Genomic DNA, 12881 nt, shown 5'->3' with positions numbered 1-12881 from the left:
TCACACTGGCGGCCGAATGCCCGAAATGGGGCGCGGTGGAGGAGGCTGGCCATGGCCATTTCGATCTCGGTGGTGCTGCTGCTCGTGGTGCTGGCGGTGATCTTCCTGCGCACCGGCGGACTCAAGGCGTCGCACGCGGTGGTCTGTGTCCTGCTCGGGTTCTTCCTCGCCGGGACGAGCCTCGCGCCCACGATCCACGACAGCCTGAACGCCACGGCCGGAGTGGTCGGTAGCCTCAGACCATGACGGCTGCCCGACCGAAGATCACCGCGGCCCAGCGGCGCGCCCGCCTCGGCTCCCGCCACCTGCTCGCCCCGGCCGCCCGCGCCGCCGCGCCCGAGCAGGTCGCGCGGGCGCTGGTGGCGCTGCACGCCACCGACCCGGCCACCGTGTACCTCTCGGTCGCCGCCCGGTCGGCCGCGGCGTCGGTCGCCGAGCTGGAGCGCGCGCTGTACGAGGACCACGCGCTGGTGCGGATGCTCTGCATGCGCCGCACCATGTTCGTGCTGCCAGCCGAGCTCGCCCCGGTCGCCGACGCGGGCGCGGCGCGGGCCGTCGCGGTGCGCGAGCGCAAGGGCCTGGCGAAGGTGATCGAGGAGCAACTGGGCCTGGGTGCACAGTGGTTCGCCGCCACCCAGGAGGAGGTGCTGGCCGCCCTCGCGGCCCGGGGCGAGGCGACCGCCGCCCAGCTCGCCGAGGACGTGCCCGCGCTGCGCGCCCAGATCGTCCAGGCCGCGGGCAAGCCGTACGAGGCGAGGCCCCGCATCACCAGCCGCTTCCTGGGGGTGCTGGCCGCCGAGGGGCGCATCCGGCGCGGGCGCCCGCTGGGCACCTGGGCCTCCAGCCAGTTCCGCTGGACGGTCGCCGAGCCGCACCCGGAGCTGCCCGCCGCCGAGGCCAGGACCGAACTGGTCACGCGCTACCTCGACGCGTTCGGACCCGCCACCACCGAGGACGTGAAGTGGTGGACGGGGTGGACGCTCACCGACACCCGCAAGGCGCTGGCCGGGTCCGGCGCGGTCGAGGTCGACCTCGACGAGGGGCCCGGCCACGCCCTGCCCGGCTCGCTCGCGGCGCCGCCCGACCGCGGCCCCTGGGCCGCGCTGCTGCCGGGCCTCGACCCGACCCCGATGGGCTGGCGCCACCGCGACTGGTACCTCGACACCGCCCACCGGGCCGAACTCTTCGACAACACCGGCAACATCGGCCCGTCGCTGTGGTGGAGCGGGCGGATCGTGGGCGGCTGGGCACAGCGGGCGGACGGCGAGATCGCCACCCATGTCTTCGAGGACGTGGCCGACCTGGGCGCGGACGCCACGGCTGCGATCGCCGCGGAGGCGGAGCGGCTGGCGGAGTTCTTCGGCGACGTACGCATCCGCCCGAGCTTCCGCACGCCGCTCGAAAGGCGGCTCTCGGCCTGAGCGCGTGCTGGTCAACCGCCGTGTGTGCGGCGGCGGTTCACGGGCGGCTGCGGTGGACCGGCCCGTCCCGCCGGCCCGTCCGGCCGGTCCTGGGCCGATCATGAAACGTGTGTGAAGCCGCCCGACTTTGCATGGACACTTCACGAACACGGCTCTAGCGTCGGGCCCCGGCGCGACACCCGATGTACGCACCACCCGTACGTCACCGACGTACGCGGCGGTGCCGTACGCGACCGGAGGAGCCGTATGTTGTCCCGCAGAGCGCTCGCCCGCGCACTGGCCCTGACGCTCACCGCCGCCGCGAGCGCCCTCACGGGCCCGGCCGGCGGCGCCCGGGCCACCGAGATACCCAAGGCGCCCGGCCACCGCCTGGTCAGCCAGTACGAGGGCGCGCCCGCCACCGCCCGGCCCGTGCCCGGCGCGGCCCCCGCCCAGAACCCGCACCTCGCCCCCAACGGGCGCAGCGGGATGCACGGCGACTCGTGGGGCAGCGGCACCCACCCCTACCCGGGGCCGCTCGGCCGCGACCCGCAGGTCACCAGCGAGCGGATCGCCGCGCTCGGCGGCGAGTGCGCCACCGCCACCTTCGACGCGGCCGGGCGGCTGATCACCGTCTGCGGCACCTTCCAGGGTTTCCTGCTCAAGCTCCTCGACCCGCGCACCCTCGCCACGCTCGCCGAGTACCAGCTGCCGCAGCGCTCCTCGACGGTCGAGGCGATCACCCGGCTCGACTTCTCGAAGATCTTCAAGGACACCTCCGGCGGAGCGTACTTCTACCTCGACGACCGGGACCGGGTGGTCCTGGCCGACTCCCGCCACCACGTCCTGCGCCTCGCGCACGAGCAGGCCGCCGACGGGAGCTGGCGGTTCGTCGTCGACGACGACTGGAACCTGAGCGCGGTGGTCCCGCACGACTGCGTCAGCTGGACCAACCTCTTCCCGAGCGGCGTCTGCGACCCGGTCACCTCGGTGATGCCGGACTGGCAGGGCCGCATCTGGTGGGTGACCCGGCTCGGCCGGGTGGGCACGATCGACCCGGACAGCGGGCGCGTCCGCTCCGTCCAGCTGCCGGGGGAGGAGATCCAGAACTCCTTCTCGGTGGCCGAGGACGGCGTCTCCATCGTCTCCGACCACGCCCTGTACAGCTTCGAGGCGGACGCCGGGGGCACCCCGGTGGTGCGCTGGCGCCAGACGTACGACCGGGGCACCGGCACCAAACCCGGCTCGGTGAACCAGGGTTCGGGCACCACGCCCGACCTCTTCGGCGACGGCTACGCGGCCATCACCGACAACGCCGACGACCGGATGAACGTGGTCGTCTACCGGCGGGGCGCGGACGTCCCCGACGACCGGCGGCTGGTCTGCGAGGTCCCCGTCTTCGGGGCCGGGCACTCCACCACCGACAACTCCCTGATCACCTGGGGCAACAGCATCGTCGTCGAGAACAACTACGGCTACGAGAACCTCACCTCGCTCACCTTCGGCCGGAGCGTGGTGGGCGGGGTGACCCGCATCGACGTGCGCCCCGACGGCAGCGGCTGCGACACGGTGTGGCAGAGCGACGTCAAGTCGCCGTCGACCGTTCCCAAGCTCTCCACGGCCAACGGCCTGCTCTACTTCTACGAGAAGGAGCCCAACGCCCTCGGCGTCGACGCCTGGTACCTGACCGCCGTCGACTTCCGCACCGGCGAGGTCCGCTGGCGCCGTCTGACCGGGACGGGAGCGGCGTACGACAACAACTGGGCGCCCATCACCCTCGGCCCGGACGGCACCGCGTACATCGGTGTGTTCAACGGGATGGTGGCGGTGCGCGACGGCGGCTGAGGGCGGGGCCTTCAGCGCAGGCGCGAGCGGATGAGGAAGCGCACGCCTTCCGGCGCCTCCAGCGAGAAGCCGCTGCCCCGGCCCTCGACCACGTCCACGATCAGCCGGGTGTGCCGCCACACCTCGTCCTGTGCCGCCGAGATCCAGAACGGCACGGGCTCCTCGACCCCCTCCACCACGAGGGATTCGAGGAGCACGTCGGAGCCTCCCGTACGGAACTCGCCGTCCGGGTAGCACATCGGCGCGCTGCCGTCGCAGCAGCCGCCGGACTGATGGAACATCAAAGGACCGTGCGCGGAGCGCAGTTGACGGATCAGTGCGACGGCCGCCGGGGTGAGCTCCACGCGTGCGTGGTCGGGCTGCTGGGGTGTCCCCACGGTCTCGCGCGGCTCCGACATGACGACCACGGCCCTTCGGGATGGGTGCGGTACCGGCCCGGCCCAGCCAAGCACGGGCCGGGTTGCAGCCACGTTGCGCGCGGCCTAGCCCTGCACTTCCCACCGGGCGCTGTCGGACGCCTCGCGCTGGTGCGGAACGGGGACGCCGGGCCGGGGCTCGTCGTGGTGGAGGGAGACGGTGCGGGTGGGGGCGGGGATCGAGATGCCCTCCGCCCGGTAGCGCTGGTGCAGGCGCTTGATGAACTCGTGCTTGATCCGGTACTGGTCGCTGAACTCGCCCACGCCCAGGATCACCGTGAAGTTGATCCGCGAATCCGCGAAGGTGTGGAAGCGGACCGCCGCCTCGTGGTGGGGGAGCGCGCCGGTGATGTCCGTCATCACGGTGTTGATGACGTCGAGCGTCACCCGCTCCACGTGCTCCAGGTCGCTCTCGTACCCCACCCCCACCTGGACCAGGATCGACAACTCCTGCTCCGGGCGCGAGAAGTTGGTCATGTTGGTGCGGGCGAGCCGTGCGTTGGGGATGATGACGAGGTTGTTCGACAGGTTGCGCACCACGGTGTTGCGCCAGTTGATGTCGACGACGTACCCCTCCTCCCCGCTGCTCAGCCGCATGTAGTCACCGGGCTGCACGGTCTTGGACGCCAGGATGTGCACCCCGGCGAACAGGTTGGCGAGGGTGTCCTGGAGCGCCAGCGCGACCGCCAGACCACCCACGCCCAGGGCGGTGAGCAGCGGCGCGATGGAGATGCCGAGGGTGTCGAGCGCCACCAGCGCGCCCATCGCCAGGACCACGACCCGGGTGATGTTGACGAAGATGGTGGCCGAACCGGCCACCCCGGTGCGGGACGCGGCCACCGACTGCACCAGGTCGGCGATGACCCGGGCCGCGGTGAGGGTGACGACCAGGATGAGGACGGCGGTGAGCGTGTGGTTGGTGATCGCCGCGAGCCGTTTGGTGAGCGGCAGTACGGAGGCCGCCGCCGCGGCGCCCGCGACCACGGCCGCCCAGGGGGCGACGGTGCGCAGCGCGTCGACGATGATGTCGTCCCCGCGCCACTTGGTCCGCAGCGCGTGCCGCCCGAGCCAGCGCAGCAGGGCCCGCAGCAGCACGGCCGCCACGAGGCCCGCGGCCATCGATATGGCGGCCACCACCCAGTCGTGCAGGACCAGTTCCCGGGTCAACGGACGTCCTCCGGGGCGTGCGGGGAGTGGAGGGGTCCGGGGGCCGCCACCGGCCGGGCTATGCGATGTGTCGCCATCTTGTCACCTGTCAGATCGTGTTGCGTGGTGCTCGGTCCGGGTCGGCGTACCCGTGGGTACGCGCCGCGAACGGGCGCCATCCTGCCCCATCGCCGCCACGCCCTCGCAGGTGGGCCGCACTTCTCGGACACACCGAACGGCCGCCTCGAAGGAGGCGGCCGTTCCGCGGTCGGGCATGGGGTGGACGGGTCGGCGCCCCGCCCCGGGGCTTCAGGGTGTCTCGTCCGGGCCCGGCGGTGGCCCCTCCGCCCGTACCGCGCTGACGACCACCACGATCACACAGAAGGCGATCAGGGTCTCCGCCCAGAAGAACGCGAGGTAGTCGAGCAGACTGCCGATGGGCGGCGCGCCCGGCGCGGTGTTGCGGAAGGCGGCCAGGGCGAAGAGCGTGGCGGCCATCCAGCCCAGCGCGGGCCAGGTCAGGCCCTTGCGGCGGCGTACGAGATACCAGCCGCCCATCAGGACGGCACCGGTCAGGGCCCACATCGCGGCCATCATGAACAGGACGAACACGAGGGAGCTGGTGGAACGCACCGCGTCCACCGAGAAGACCGCCGTGCCGCTGTCCTCCGAGGCGTCGACCCCGAGCGCGAACAGCGCGTCGCGGTTGGAGAGCGTCATCCGCACGGGCACGCTCCGGCCGCCCTGCACCGCGGAGAACTCCAGCTCCGTCGCGTACGAGTCGAAGGGGTAGTCCGTGATCGGACCGCCCGTCAGCGCCACCGGCACGTCGATGCTGGAGAGGCGGCTGTGGGCGCGGAAGGAGAGGTCGCCGCGGACGGCGGGCGAGGTCTGCAGCGTCAGGTCCTCGACGGGCGAGAGACCGCCCGCCTCCGCGAGGGCGCCGCGCGGGGTGACCTGGATGCGCAGGACCAGCTCGCGGGCGGTCGCGTCGACGCGCTGCACGGCGGCGTCGATGTCGACCCGGTCGCGGACCGGCTCGGCGGGCGCCGCCGTGTGCCGGGCGCCCAGGCCCTGGCGCTCCCCGTACTGGAGCCAGAGTCCGCACGCCCCGGCCACCAGGAGGGCGAGGACCACTGGCACCACGGCGAGGAGGCCGCTGCGGGGCCGGTCGCGTCGGGTCCCGGTCATGCTCAGGCGGCCGGCTTGCCGGGCTGGTCGTGGGTGGAGCAGTGGATCCCACCGCCACCGGAGGCGATGGCGTCGATCTGCACCTGCACGACGTCCCGCTTGGGGAAGTGCTCCTGGAGGATCGACTTGGCCCGCGCGTCCGCCTGCTTGTCGCCGAACTTCGGCAGGAAGACGGAGTCGTTGGCGATGTAGAAGTTGGCGTAGGTGGACACGAAGTCGTCGCCCTTGCCGGTGATCTTGTCGAGGTCGGGCTGGGGCAGGTCGATGATCTCGAACCGGCGGCCCCGGGCGTCGGTCGTCCTGCTCAGCACCGAACGGGCCTGGTCGGCCGAGCGGGACCAGGAGTCCGGGGGAGTGTCCGGGTGCGCCCGGTCGAGGAGGACGACGCCGGGGGCGGTGAAGCGCACGAGGCTGTCCACGTGCGCGTCGGTGATGTCCTTGCCGCGGACGCCCGCCAGCCAGACCACCTTCCGCACACCGAGGGTCCGGATGAGCTCGGCCTCGATCTGGTCCCGGCTCTTGCCGCGGTTGCGGTTGTCGTTGACGATCGAGCTCTCGGTGATCAGGAGGGTCCCCTCCCCGTCGGTCTCGAACGAGCCGCCCTCGGCGACGAGCGGCGCCTGCTCGCGGTCGATCCGGTACTTGGCCAGCAGCTTGCGGCCCACCTGGGCGTCGTTGGTGTGCTCCTGCTTGTTGCCCCAGCCGTTGAAGTTGAAGTCGATGCCGAGGAGCCCGCCCTTGTCCTCGACGAAGACGGGGACGGTGTCCCGGGCCCACAGGTCGTCGACCGGGAGCGGGATGACCTCGACCTTCGAGCCGCAGGCCCGCTGCGCCGCCGACACCTGGTCCGGGCGCGCCATCATCACCACGGCCTCGTACTCCCCGACGGCACGGGCGATGCGGGCGATGTCCTCGCGCACGTAGGGCAGGTCCTGCCCCCAGACGGAGGGGAGGGCCGGCCACGACATGAACGTACGTGTGTGGCTCTCCCACTCGGCGCCGAAGCGCCGGCCGCCGCCCGCGCCGGGGGACGCCTTCGACGCCTTGGGGCCGGTGGTCTCACCGGCCTCGGCGGAGTCCTCGGGGCTGCAGGCCGTGGCGCCCAGGGCGAGCGCGCCGCCGACGCCGGCGAAGGTGCGCAGGGCGGTGCGCCGGGTGGGGAAGTGGGGGGACACGTGGTGCTCCGATCGTCAGCTGCTGAAGCTATCCGGCCGCCGCGGCCGGGTCGTGGTGACGCGCGGGACGGCGGGCGGCGCGGGCCATGGCTTCACACGGGCGGCGGCGCGGCGACCGGCTGTCCGAGCGATCGCGCGAGTACCGCACCGAGGCCCGCGTGGGGATGGCCAGGAACCTCACTCTGGCACTGACTGAATTTTCAGTCAACTCTGGATCTTCCTCATCCGAGGGCGGGCACCGGGCCCGGAGTGCCGTCCGGGCCGGTCAGCGCAGGGGGTGGGTGCCCGATGCCGCGACCCGGGCCGGGTTCCGGATCCGCAGCGAGCCGACCTCCGCGCGGATTGCCTCCCGCAGCAGCGCACGGGCGTGGCCGACCGGCAGCCCGCCGATCAGCCAGCGGGTGCTCAGCCCCTCCAGGAGGATGGTGAGCCGCTCGGCGGCGGCGGTCGGAGCGCCCCTGGGCGCGCCGGGCGCCGCGTCCGCGAGCAGGTCCGCGACCTCCCGCGTCCACTCCCCGCTCGCCTGCTCAAGACCCTCGCGCAGCTCGGGCTCGAAGACCGCGCCGCTGCGCAGCTCGCCCCAGGCGACGCGCTTCTCGCGCACCTCGGGCACGTCCTGGAGCTGGTGCAGCAGCCGGTCCTCCAGTTCGCGCACCCGGTCCTCCGGCCCGGCCGGCTCCGACGCCGGGCGGCGGGCGTCGCGCTCCGCCCGGTCCCCGATGAAGTGCAGGGTGTGCCGCAGCAGCCGGGCGCGGTCCCCGAAGTGGTAGTAGACGAGGGCCTTGGAGACCCCGGCCTCCGCCGCCAGTTCCTCCACCCGCAGGCCCCGGACCCCGCGCCGGGCGATGACCCGGGCCGCCGCCTCCAGGATCCCCGTCTTCCGGTCCCTCACCCGGTGCTCCTTCGCACGGTCGTGCCACCTCGTCCTTCGATATCCGTTGTCGTTGACTGAAACTTTAGTCAATGGGTAGGGCGGGTGGGGTGCACTTCGCTCTCCCGTGGGGGCGGAGGGGGCAGGCGACGCTGGTGGGGCGCAGGTGCCCCGGGGGACTCGGGCACGCGGGTCCCGGCGGTCCGGATAGGGTTCTGACATGGCGTCTCGCAGTACTCAGATCCTCGAAGCAGCCGCACGGGTCATCGCCCGGCGCGGGGTCCGCGGTCTTCGCGTGGAGGAACTGGCGGAGGAGGCCGGTGTCTCCACCGGCCTGATCTACTACCACTTCAAGGACCGCACCGGCGTCCTGCGCCAGACACTGGAGTTCATCAACGACCGCGCCGAGCGGTACACCACGGCCCAGGATCCCGACGAGGAGCCGCTGGGCCCGCGCGAGGAACTCGACCAGGTCCTCCTCCTGGAGCTCCAGGACACCCCGGAAGTACGGGAGAACAGCACCGCCTGGGGCGAGTTGCGGGCGAGCGCCGTCTTCGACCCCGTTCTGCGCGAGGACCTGGCCCGGGCCACGCTGGTGTGGGTGCAGGAAGTGGCCGCCCTGCTGGGGCAGGTGCACCCGCTCGCGCCCGCCGCCACGCTCGCCGCGTCGGCCGAGCGGCTCACGGCCCTGCTCGAAGGGCTGAGCATGCGCTGGCTCAGCGGCGGCCTCGCCATCGGCCACGCCCGCGCGCTGATGACGGACGCGATCGAGGTGGAGCTGACCCACCTGCGTCGGCCCTAGCCGTACCGGCGCGGCACCCTCCGTACGCCTGTGGGCGCTTTCCCCTACGCGGGGGAGAGCGCCCACAGGCGTGATTGCGCGCCAGATCTTGACTGAAAATTCAGTCAGTGCCACAGTGTGCTCACGCCGGGCCCCCGTCGCCCCGCTCGCCCGACGCCGAGCCGCCACGGACCAACCCACAGGACCCGGCCCCTCGCTCTCTCCCCGTCCCGGCCCTGTCCGCGGGGGAGGAAGGAAGCACTCATGTACGTCAGGTACGCGAGGCCGACATGCCACTGACCCCCACCGAGCGGGACCGGCTCCTGCTGTTCACCGCCGCTGAGCTGGCGCGGGCGCGCCGGGCGCGCGGGTTGCGGCTCAATGTGCCCGAGGCGACGGCGCTGATCGCGGACACCGTCTGCGAGGCGGCCCGCGACGGCCTGCGCCTCGCCGAGGCGATCGACCGGGCACGCGCGGTCCTGGGGCCGGACGACGTGCTGCCCGGTGTCGTCGGAGTCGTCACCGAGATCCAGGTCGAGGCCGTCTTCGACGACGGCAGTCGACTCGCCGCCGTCGCCGATCCGTTCGGCGCGGTGGAGCGCGATGCCGACGCTCCGGGGGCGGTGCTGCCGGGGCCGCAGGGGCCGGATCGTGAGCCGGTGGTGCGGCTTGTGGTGCGTAATACGGCGTCGGTGCCGGTGAGTGTGACGTCGCACTTTCATTTCTTCGAGGTGAATCCGCGGTTGGAGTTCGACCGGGGTGCGGCGTACGGGATGCGGTTGTGTGTGCCGGCGGGGTCGTCGGTGCGGTTCGATCCGGGGGGTGTGGCGGAGGTGGGTCTGGTGCCGGTCGGTGGTGCGCGGGTGGCGATCGGTTTCGCGGGGTTGGTGGATGGTCCGCTGGATGCTCCGGGGGCCAGGGAAGAGGCGTTGCGCAGGGCCGCGGCCTGCGGCTACCTCGGCGCTGCCGTTCCTGTCGTCCCTGCCGTCCCTGTCGTTCCTGTCGTTCCGGAAGGTGAAACCGTATGAGCAGGCCGACTCGCCACAGCGACCACTGCGCGCCCGGGTACAGCCGCCACATCGACCCGCACGAATACGCCTTGGTGCACGGCCCGCGCGCCGGTGACCGGGTACGGCTGGGCGACTCCGGGCTCGTCGTGCGCGTCGAGTCCGACTCCCAGCTTCCGGGGGACGAGTTCCTGGCGGGGTTCGGGAAGACGGCGCGTGACGGGCTGCACCTCAAGGCGGCGGCGGTCCGCGATACGTGTGACCTCGTGATCAGCAACGTCGTGGTGATCGACGCGGTGCTGGGCATCCGGAAGGTGTCGATCGGGATCCGGGAGGGCCGTATCCACGCCATCGGGCGGGCGGGCAACCCGGACACGCTCGACGGGGTGGACATCGTCGTCGGCACGGGCACGACGATGATCTCCGGAGAGGGGTTGATCGCCACCGCCGGGGCCGTCGACACCCATGTCCACATGCTCTCCCCCCGGATCATGGAAGCGTCCCTTTCGAGCGGGGTCACCACGCTCATCGGCCAGGAAACGGGGCCGAGTTGGGGTGTGGGCGTCAATTCTCCGTGGGCGTTGCGTCATGTGTTCAACGCGTTTGATGCGTGGCCGGTGAATGTGGGGTTTTTGGGGCGGGGTTCGTCGTCGGTGGGGGCGCCGTTGGTGGAGGCGTTGGTGGAGGGGGGTGCGTGTGGGTTCAAGGTGCATGAGGACATGGGGGCGCATGCGCGGGCGTTGGATACGGCGTTGCGGGTGGCGGAGGAGCACGATGTGCAGGTGGCGTTGCACAGTGACGGGCTGAATGAGTGTCTGTCGGTGGAGGACACGCTGCGGGTGCTGGAGGGGCGGACGGTTCACGCGTTCCACATCGAGGGGTGTGGGGGTGGTCATGTGCCCAATGTGTTGAAGATGGCGGGGGTGGCGAACGTGATCGGCTCGTCGACGAATCCGACGCTGCCGTTCGGGCGGGATGCGGTGGCGGAGCATTACGGGATGATCGTGTCGGTGCACGGGCTGAAGCCGGATCTGCCGGGGGACGCGGCGATGGCGCGGGACCGGATCCGGGCGGGCACGATGGGTGCGGAGGATGTGCTGCACGATGTGGGGGCGATCGGGATCACCTCCTCGGACGCGCAGGGGATGGGGCGGGCCGGGGAGACGGTGCGGCGCACGTTCGCGATGGCGGCGAAGATGAAGGCGGAGCTGGGCCCGCTGGAGGGGGACGGGGAGGGTGACGACAACGCGCGGGTGCTGCGGTATATCGCGAAGCTGACGGTGAATCCGGCGATCGCGCACGGGCTGGCGCACGAGGTCGGTTCGCTGGAGGTGGGCAGGCTGGCGGATGTGGTGCTGTGGCGGCCGTCGTTCTTCGGTGCCAAGCCGCAGATGGTCCTGAAGGCCGGTTTTCCCGCGTGGGGGGTGACGGGGGATCCGAACGCGGCGACCGATACGTGTGAGCCGTTGGTGCTGGGGCCGTTGTTCGGGGCGCACGGGGCGACGGCCGCGGATCTGTCGGTGGCGTTCGTGGCCGGGGCCGCGCTGGAGGCGGGCGGGGATGTGATGCCGACCCGGCGGCGCCGGGTCGCGGTGCGCGGCACCCGTGGCATCGGTCCCGCCGACCTCCTGCTCAACTCCCGGACCGGGGCGGTGGACGTGGACGGTGCCACCGGTCTGGTCACCCTCGACGGCGACCCCCTGCGCTCCGAACCCGCCGACACCGTCACCCTCAACCGCCTCTACTTCCTCTGAGTTGTCCTTCCTCTGAGCTGTCTCTGAGCCTCCTCTGGGTGGCACGCGCACGAGCCGAGCAGTGCGAGGACCGGCGCGGACTTCTAGGCATGCCGATATGCCGACACCCGACCTACCGGCACCCCCACATCGCGACTTCCCGACTGAACATTTCGTCAAGAGTGCCCAGCACGTCGAACGTCTTCCCTTCCGTCCAACGAAAGAGCCTGATGATGACCGGTTTCCGTATGCCCGCCGAGTGGGACGAGCACGAGGGCTGCCTGATGGCCTGGCCGACCCGTACGGATCTGTGGGACGACGTGCTCCCCGCCGTGCAGCGGGAGTACGCCGAAGTGGCGCGCGCCGTCGCCCGGTTCGAGCCCGTCACCATGGTCGCGCCGCCCGGGTACGCCGACGATGTCCGCGCGCACCTCGGGAGTGACGCCGTGGACGTCACCGTCGTCGAACTTCCCCTCGACGATTCCTGGTTCCGCGACTCCGCCCCGCTGTTCGTGCTCGACGGCGACGGCCGGCGCGCCGGTGTCGACTTCCGCTTCAACGCCTGGGGCCGCAAGCACCACCCCTATGACTCCGACGACCGGGTCAGCGCCCTGCTCCTGGAGCACCTCGGCGTCGAACGCGTCGCGTCCGGGATGATCCTGGAAGGCGGTGCCATCACGGTGGACGGCGAAGGCACCCTCATCACCACCGAGCAGTGCCTGCTGCACCCCAACCGCAACCCGGACATGAGCAGGGAGCGGATCGAGGCCGAGCTGAGGGAACGGCTCGGCGTCGAGAAGGTGATCTGGCTGCCCTACGGCGGACTGCTGGACACCGAGACCGACGGCCACGTCGACGGGGTCTGCGCCTTCGCCGCCCCCGCCAGGGTGGTGGTCTCCCTGCCCGACGACCCCGCGCACCCCGACTACGCCCGGATGCGCGCCAACCGCGCCGTCCTGGAGGTGTCGACCGACGCCAAGGGGAGGCCGCTGGAGATCGTCGACGTGCCCCAGACCGCGTTCGCCGAGGTCGCGGGGCGTGAGGTCGAGGTCTCGTACCTGAACTACTACGTGGCCAACGGGGGTGTCGTCGTCCCGGTCGCCGGTGTGGCCCAGGACGCCGCCGCACTCGACGTCCTCGCCGGAGTCTTCCCGGACCGCGAGGTCGTGGGCGTTCCCGCGCCGGGGATCGCGTACGGCGGTGGGGGAGTCCACTGCATCACCCAGCAGTTCCCGGCGGCCCGCCCCCGGGCGTGACACGGGCGGCCCGCCCGGGGCCGTGACCGTACGGGCCCCCGCCGCCAGGGGCCCGGCGCC

12 protein-coding genes are annotated in these 12881 nt (G+C 72.1%); 7 read left to right on the top strand and 5 right to left on the bottom strand.

Annotation, left to right across the window (positions count from 1 at the left end; translation table 11 throughout):
- The first annotated feature begins 51 nt into the window (after positions 1-51).
- The 3 genes from AB5J87_RS04880 (at position 52) to AB5J87_RS04870 (ending at position 3245) form a co-directional block, all read left to right on the top strand.
- Positions 52-246 carry a hypothetical protein gene (locus AB5J87_RS04880; protein WP_369374299.1) on the top strand — a complete coding sequence of 65 codons (195 nt, stop codon included), beginning with the start codon at positions 52-54 and terminating at the stop codon, positions 244-246.
- Entirely contained in the window at positions 243-1421 is a 1179-nt protein-coding gene (locus AB5J87_RS04875; protein WP_369374297.1) for a winged helix DNA-binding domain-containing protein, read from the top strand. Before AB5J87_RS04880 ends, AB5J87_RS04875 begins: the two co-directional genes overlap by 4 nt.
- Positions 1422-1667: 246 nt before the next feature.
- Positions 1668-3245: a hypothetical protein gene (locus tag AB5J87_RS04870; protein WP_369374295.1), complete on the top strand. Its 1578-nt coding sequence runs from the start codon at positions 1668-1670 to the stop codon at positions 3243-3245.
- Between the two features lie 11 nt (positions 3246-3256).
- Here the strand turns inward: AB5J87_RS04870 and AB5J87_RS04865 are convergent, their stop codons facing one another.
- The 5 genes from AB5J87_RS04865 to AB5J87_RS04845 form a co-directional block, all read right to left on the bottom strand.
- Entirely contained in the window at positions 3257-3643 is a 387-nt protein-coding gene (locus tag AB5J87_RS04865) for a DUF779 domain-containing protein (RefSeq protein WP_369374293.1), read from the bottom strand.
- A gap of 84 nt (positions 3644-3727) precedes the next feature.
- The gene (locus AB5J87_RS04860) at positions 3728-4828 is read right to left on the bottom strand and encodes a mechanosensitive ion channel family protein (RefSeq protein ID WP_369374291.1); all 1101 of its coding nucleotides are present in this window, start codon (positions 4826-4828) and stop codon (positions 3728-3730) included.
- A 288-nt stretch (positions 4829-5116) separates the two neighbouring features.
- Positions 5117-5998 (bottom strand): DUF4436 family protein, encoded by an 882-nt coding sequence (locus AB5J87_RS04855; protein ID WP_369374289.1) that lies wholly within the window; start codon positions 5996-5998, stop codon positions 5117-5119.
- Positions 5999-6000: 2 nt separating this feature from the next.
- A complete protein-coding gene (locus tag AB5J87_RS04850) occupies positions 6001-7173 on the bottom strand; it encodes an agmatine deiminase family protein (protein ID WP_369374287.1) in 1173 nt (390 codons plus the stop codon).
- Positions 7174-7438: 265 nt separating this feature from the next.
- A complete protein-coding gene (locus AB5J87_RS04845) occupies positions 7439-8065 on the bottom strand; it encodes a TetR/AcrR family transcriptional regulator (protein WP_369374285.1) in 627 nt (208 codons plus the stop codon).
- Positions 8066-8264: 199 nt separating this feature from the next.
- Between AB5J87_RS04845 and AB5J87_RS04840 the strand changes: the two genes are divergently transcribed.
- From AB5J87_RS04840 to AB5J87_RS04825, 4 genes are all read left to right on the top strand, one after another.
- Positions 8265-8846 (top strand): TetR/AcrR family transcriptional regulator, encoded by a 582-nt coding sequence (locus tag AB5J87_RS04840; protein ID WP_369374283.1) that lies wholly within the window; start codon positions 8265-8267, stop codon positions 8844-8846.
- 269 nt (positions 8847-9115) lie between these two features.
- Positions 9116-9853, top strand: a complete 738-nt coding sequence (ureA, locus tag AB5J87_RS04835; RefSeq protein ID WP_369374281.1) for an urease subunit gamma — start codon at positions 9116-9118, stop codon at positions 9851-9853.
- Positions 9850-11586, top strand: a complete 1737-nt coding sequence (locus AB5J87_RS04830) for an urease subunit alpha (protein ID WP_369374279.1) — start codon at positions 9850-9852, stop codon at positions 11584-11586. The genes ureA and AB5J87_RS04830 overlap by 4 nt, the downstream gene beginning before the upstream one ends.
- Before the next feature lie 212 nt (positions 11587-11798).
- Positions 11799-12821, top strand: coding sequence for an agmatine/peptidylarginine deiminase (locus tag AB5J87_RS04825; RefSeq protein WP_369374277.1), 1023 nt, complete (start codon positions 11799-11801; stop codon positions 12819-12821).
- Positions 12822-12881: the final 60 nt, after the last annotated feature.

It is taken from the genome of Streptomyces sp. cg36 (assembly GCF_041080675.1).
In the GTDB taxonomy this organism is placed as follows: domain Bacteria; phylum Actinomycetota; class Actinomycetes; order Streptomycetales; family Streptomycetaceae; genus Streptomyces.
This window is presented reverse-complemented; position numbering and strand designations above follow the sequence as displayed.

Excerpts from the sequence above, each read along its gene's own strand:
- AB5J87_RS04880 (WP_369374299.1), top strand. The coding sequence starts at position 52 with ATGGCCATTTCGATCTCGGTGGTGCTGCTGCTCGTGGTGCTGGCGGTG.
- AB5J87_RS04875 (WP_369374297.1), top strand. The coding sequence starts at position 243 with ATGACGGCTGCCCGACCGAAGATCACCGCGGCCCAGCGGCGCGCCCGC.
- AB5J87_RS04870 (WP_369374295.1), top strand. The coding sequence starts at position 1,668 with ATGTTGTCCCGCAGAGCGCTCGCCCGCGCACTGGCCCTGACGCTCACC.
- AB5J87_RS04865 (WP_369374293.1), bottom strand. The coding sequence starts at position 3,643 with ATGTCGGAGCCGCGCGAGACCGTGGGGACACCCCAGCAGCCCGACCAC.
- AB5J87_RS04855 (WP_369374289.1), bottom strand. The coding sequence starts at position 5,998 with ATGACCGGGACCCGACGCGACCGGCCCCGCAGCGGCCTCCTCGCCGTG.
- AB5J87_RS04840 (WP_369374283.1), top strand. The coding sequence starts at position 8,265 with ATGGCGTCTCGCAGTACTCAGATCCTCGAAGCAGCCGCACGGGTCATC.
- ureA (WP_369374281.1), top strand. The coding sequence starts at position 9,116 with ATGCCACTGACCCCCACCGAGCGGGACCGGCTCCTGCTGTTCACCGCC.
- AB5J87_RS04830 (WP_369374279.1), top strand. The coding sequence starts at position 9,850 with ATGAGCAGGCCGACTCGCCACAGCGACCACTGCGCGCCCGGGTACAGC.
- AB5J87_RS04825 (WP_369374277.1), top strand. The coding sequence starts at position 11,799 with ATGACCGGTTTCCGTATGCCCGCCGAGTGGGACGAGCACGAGGGCTGC.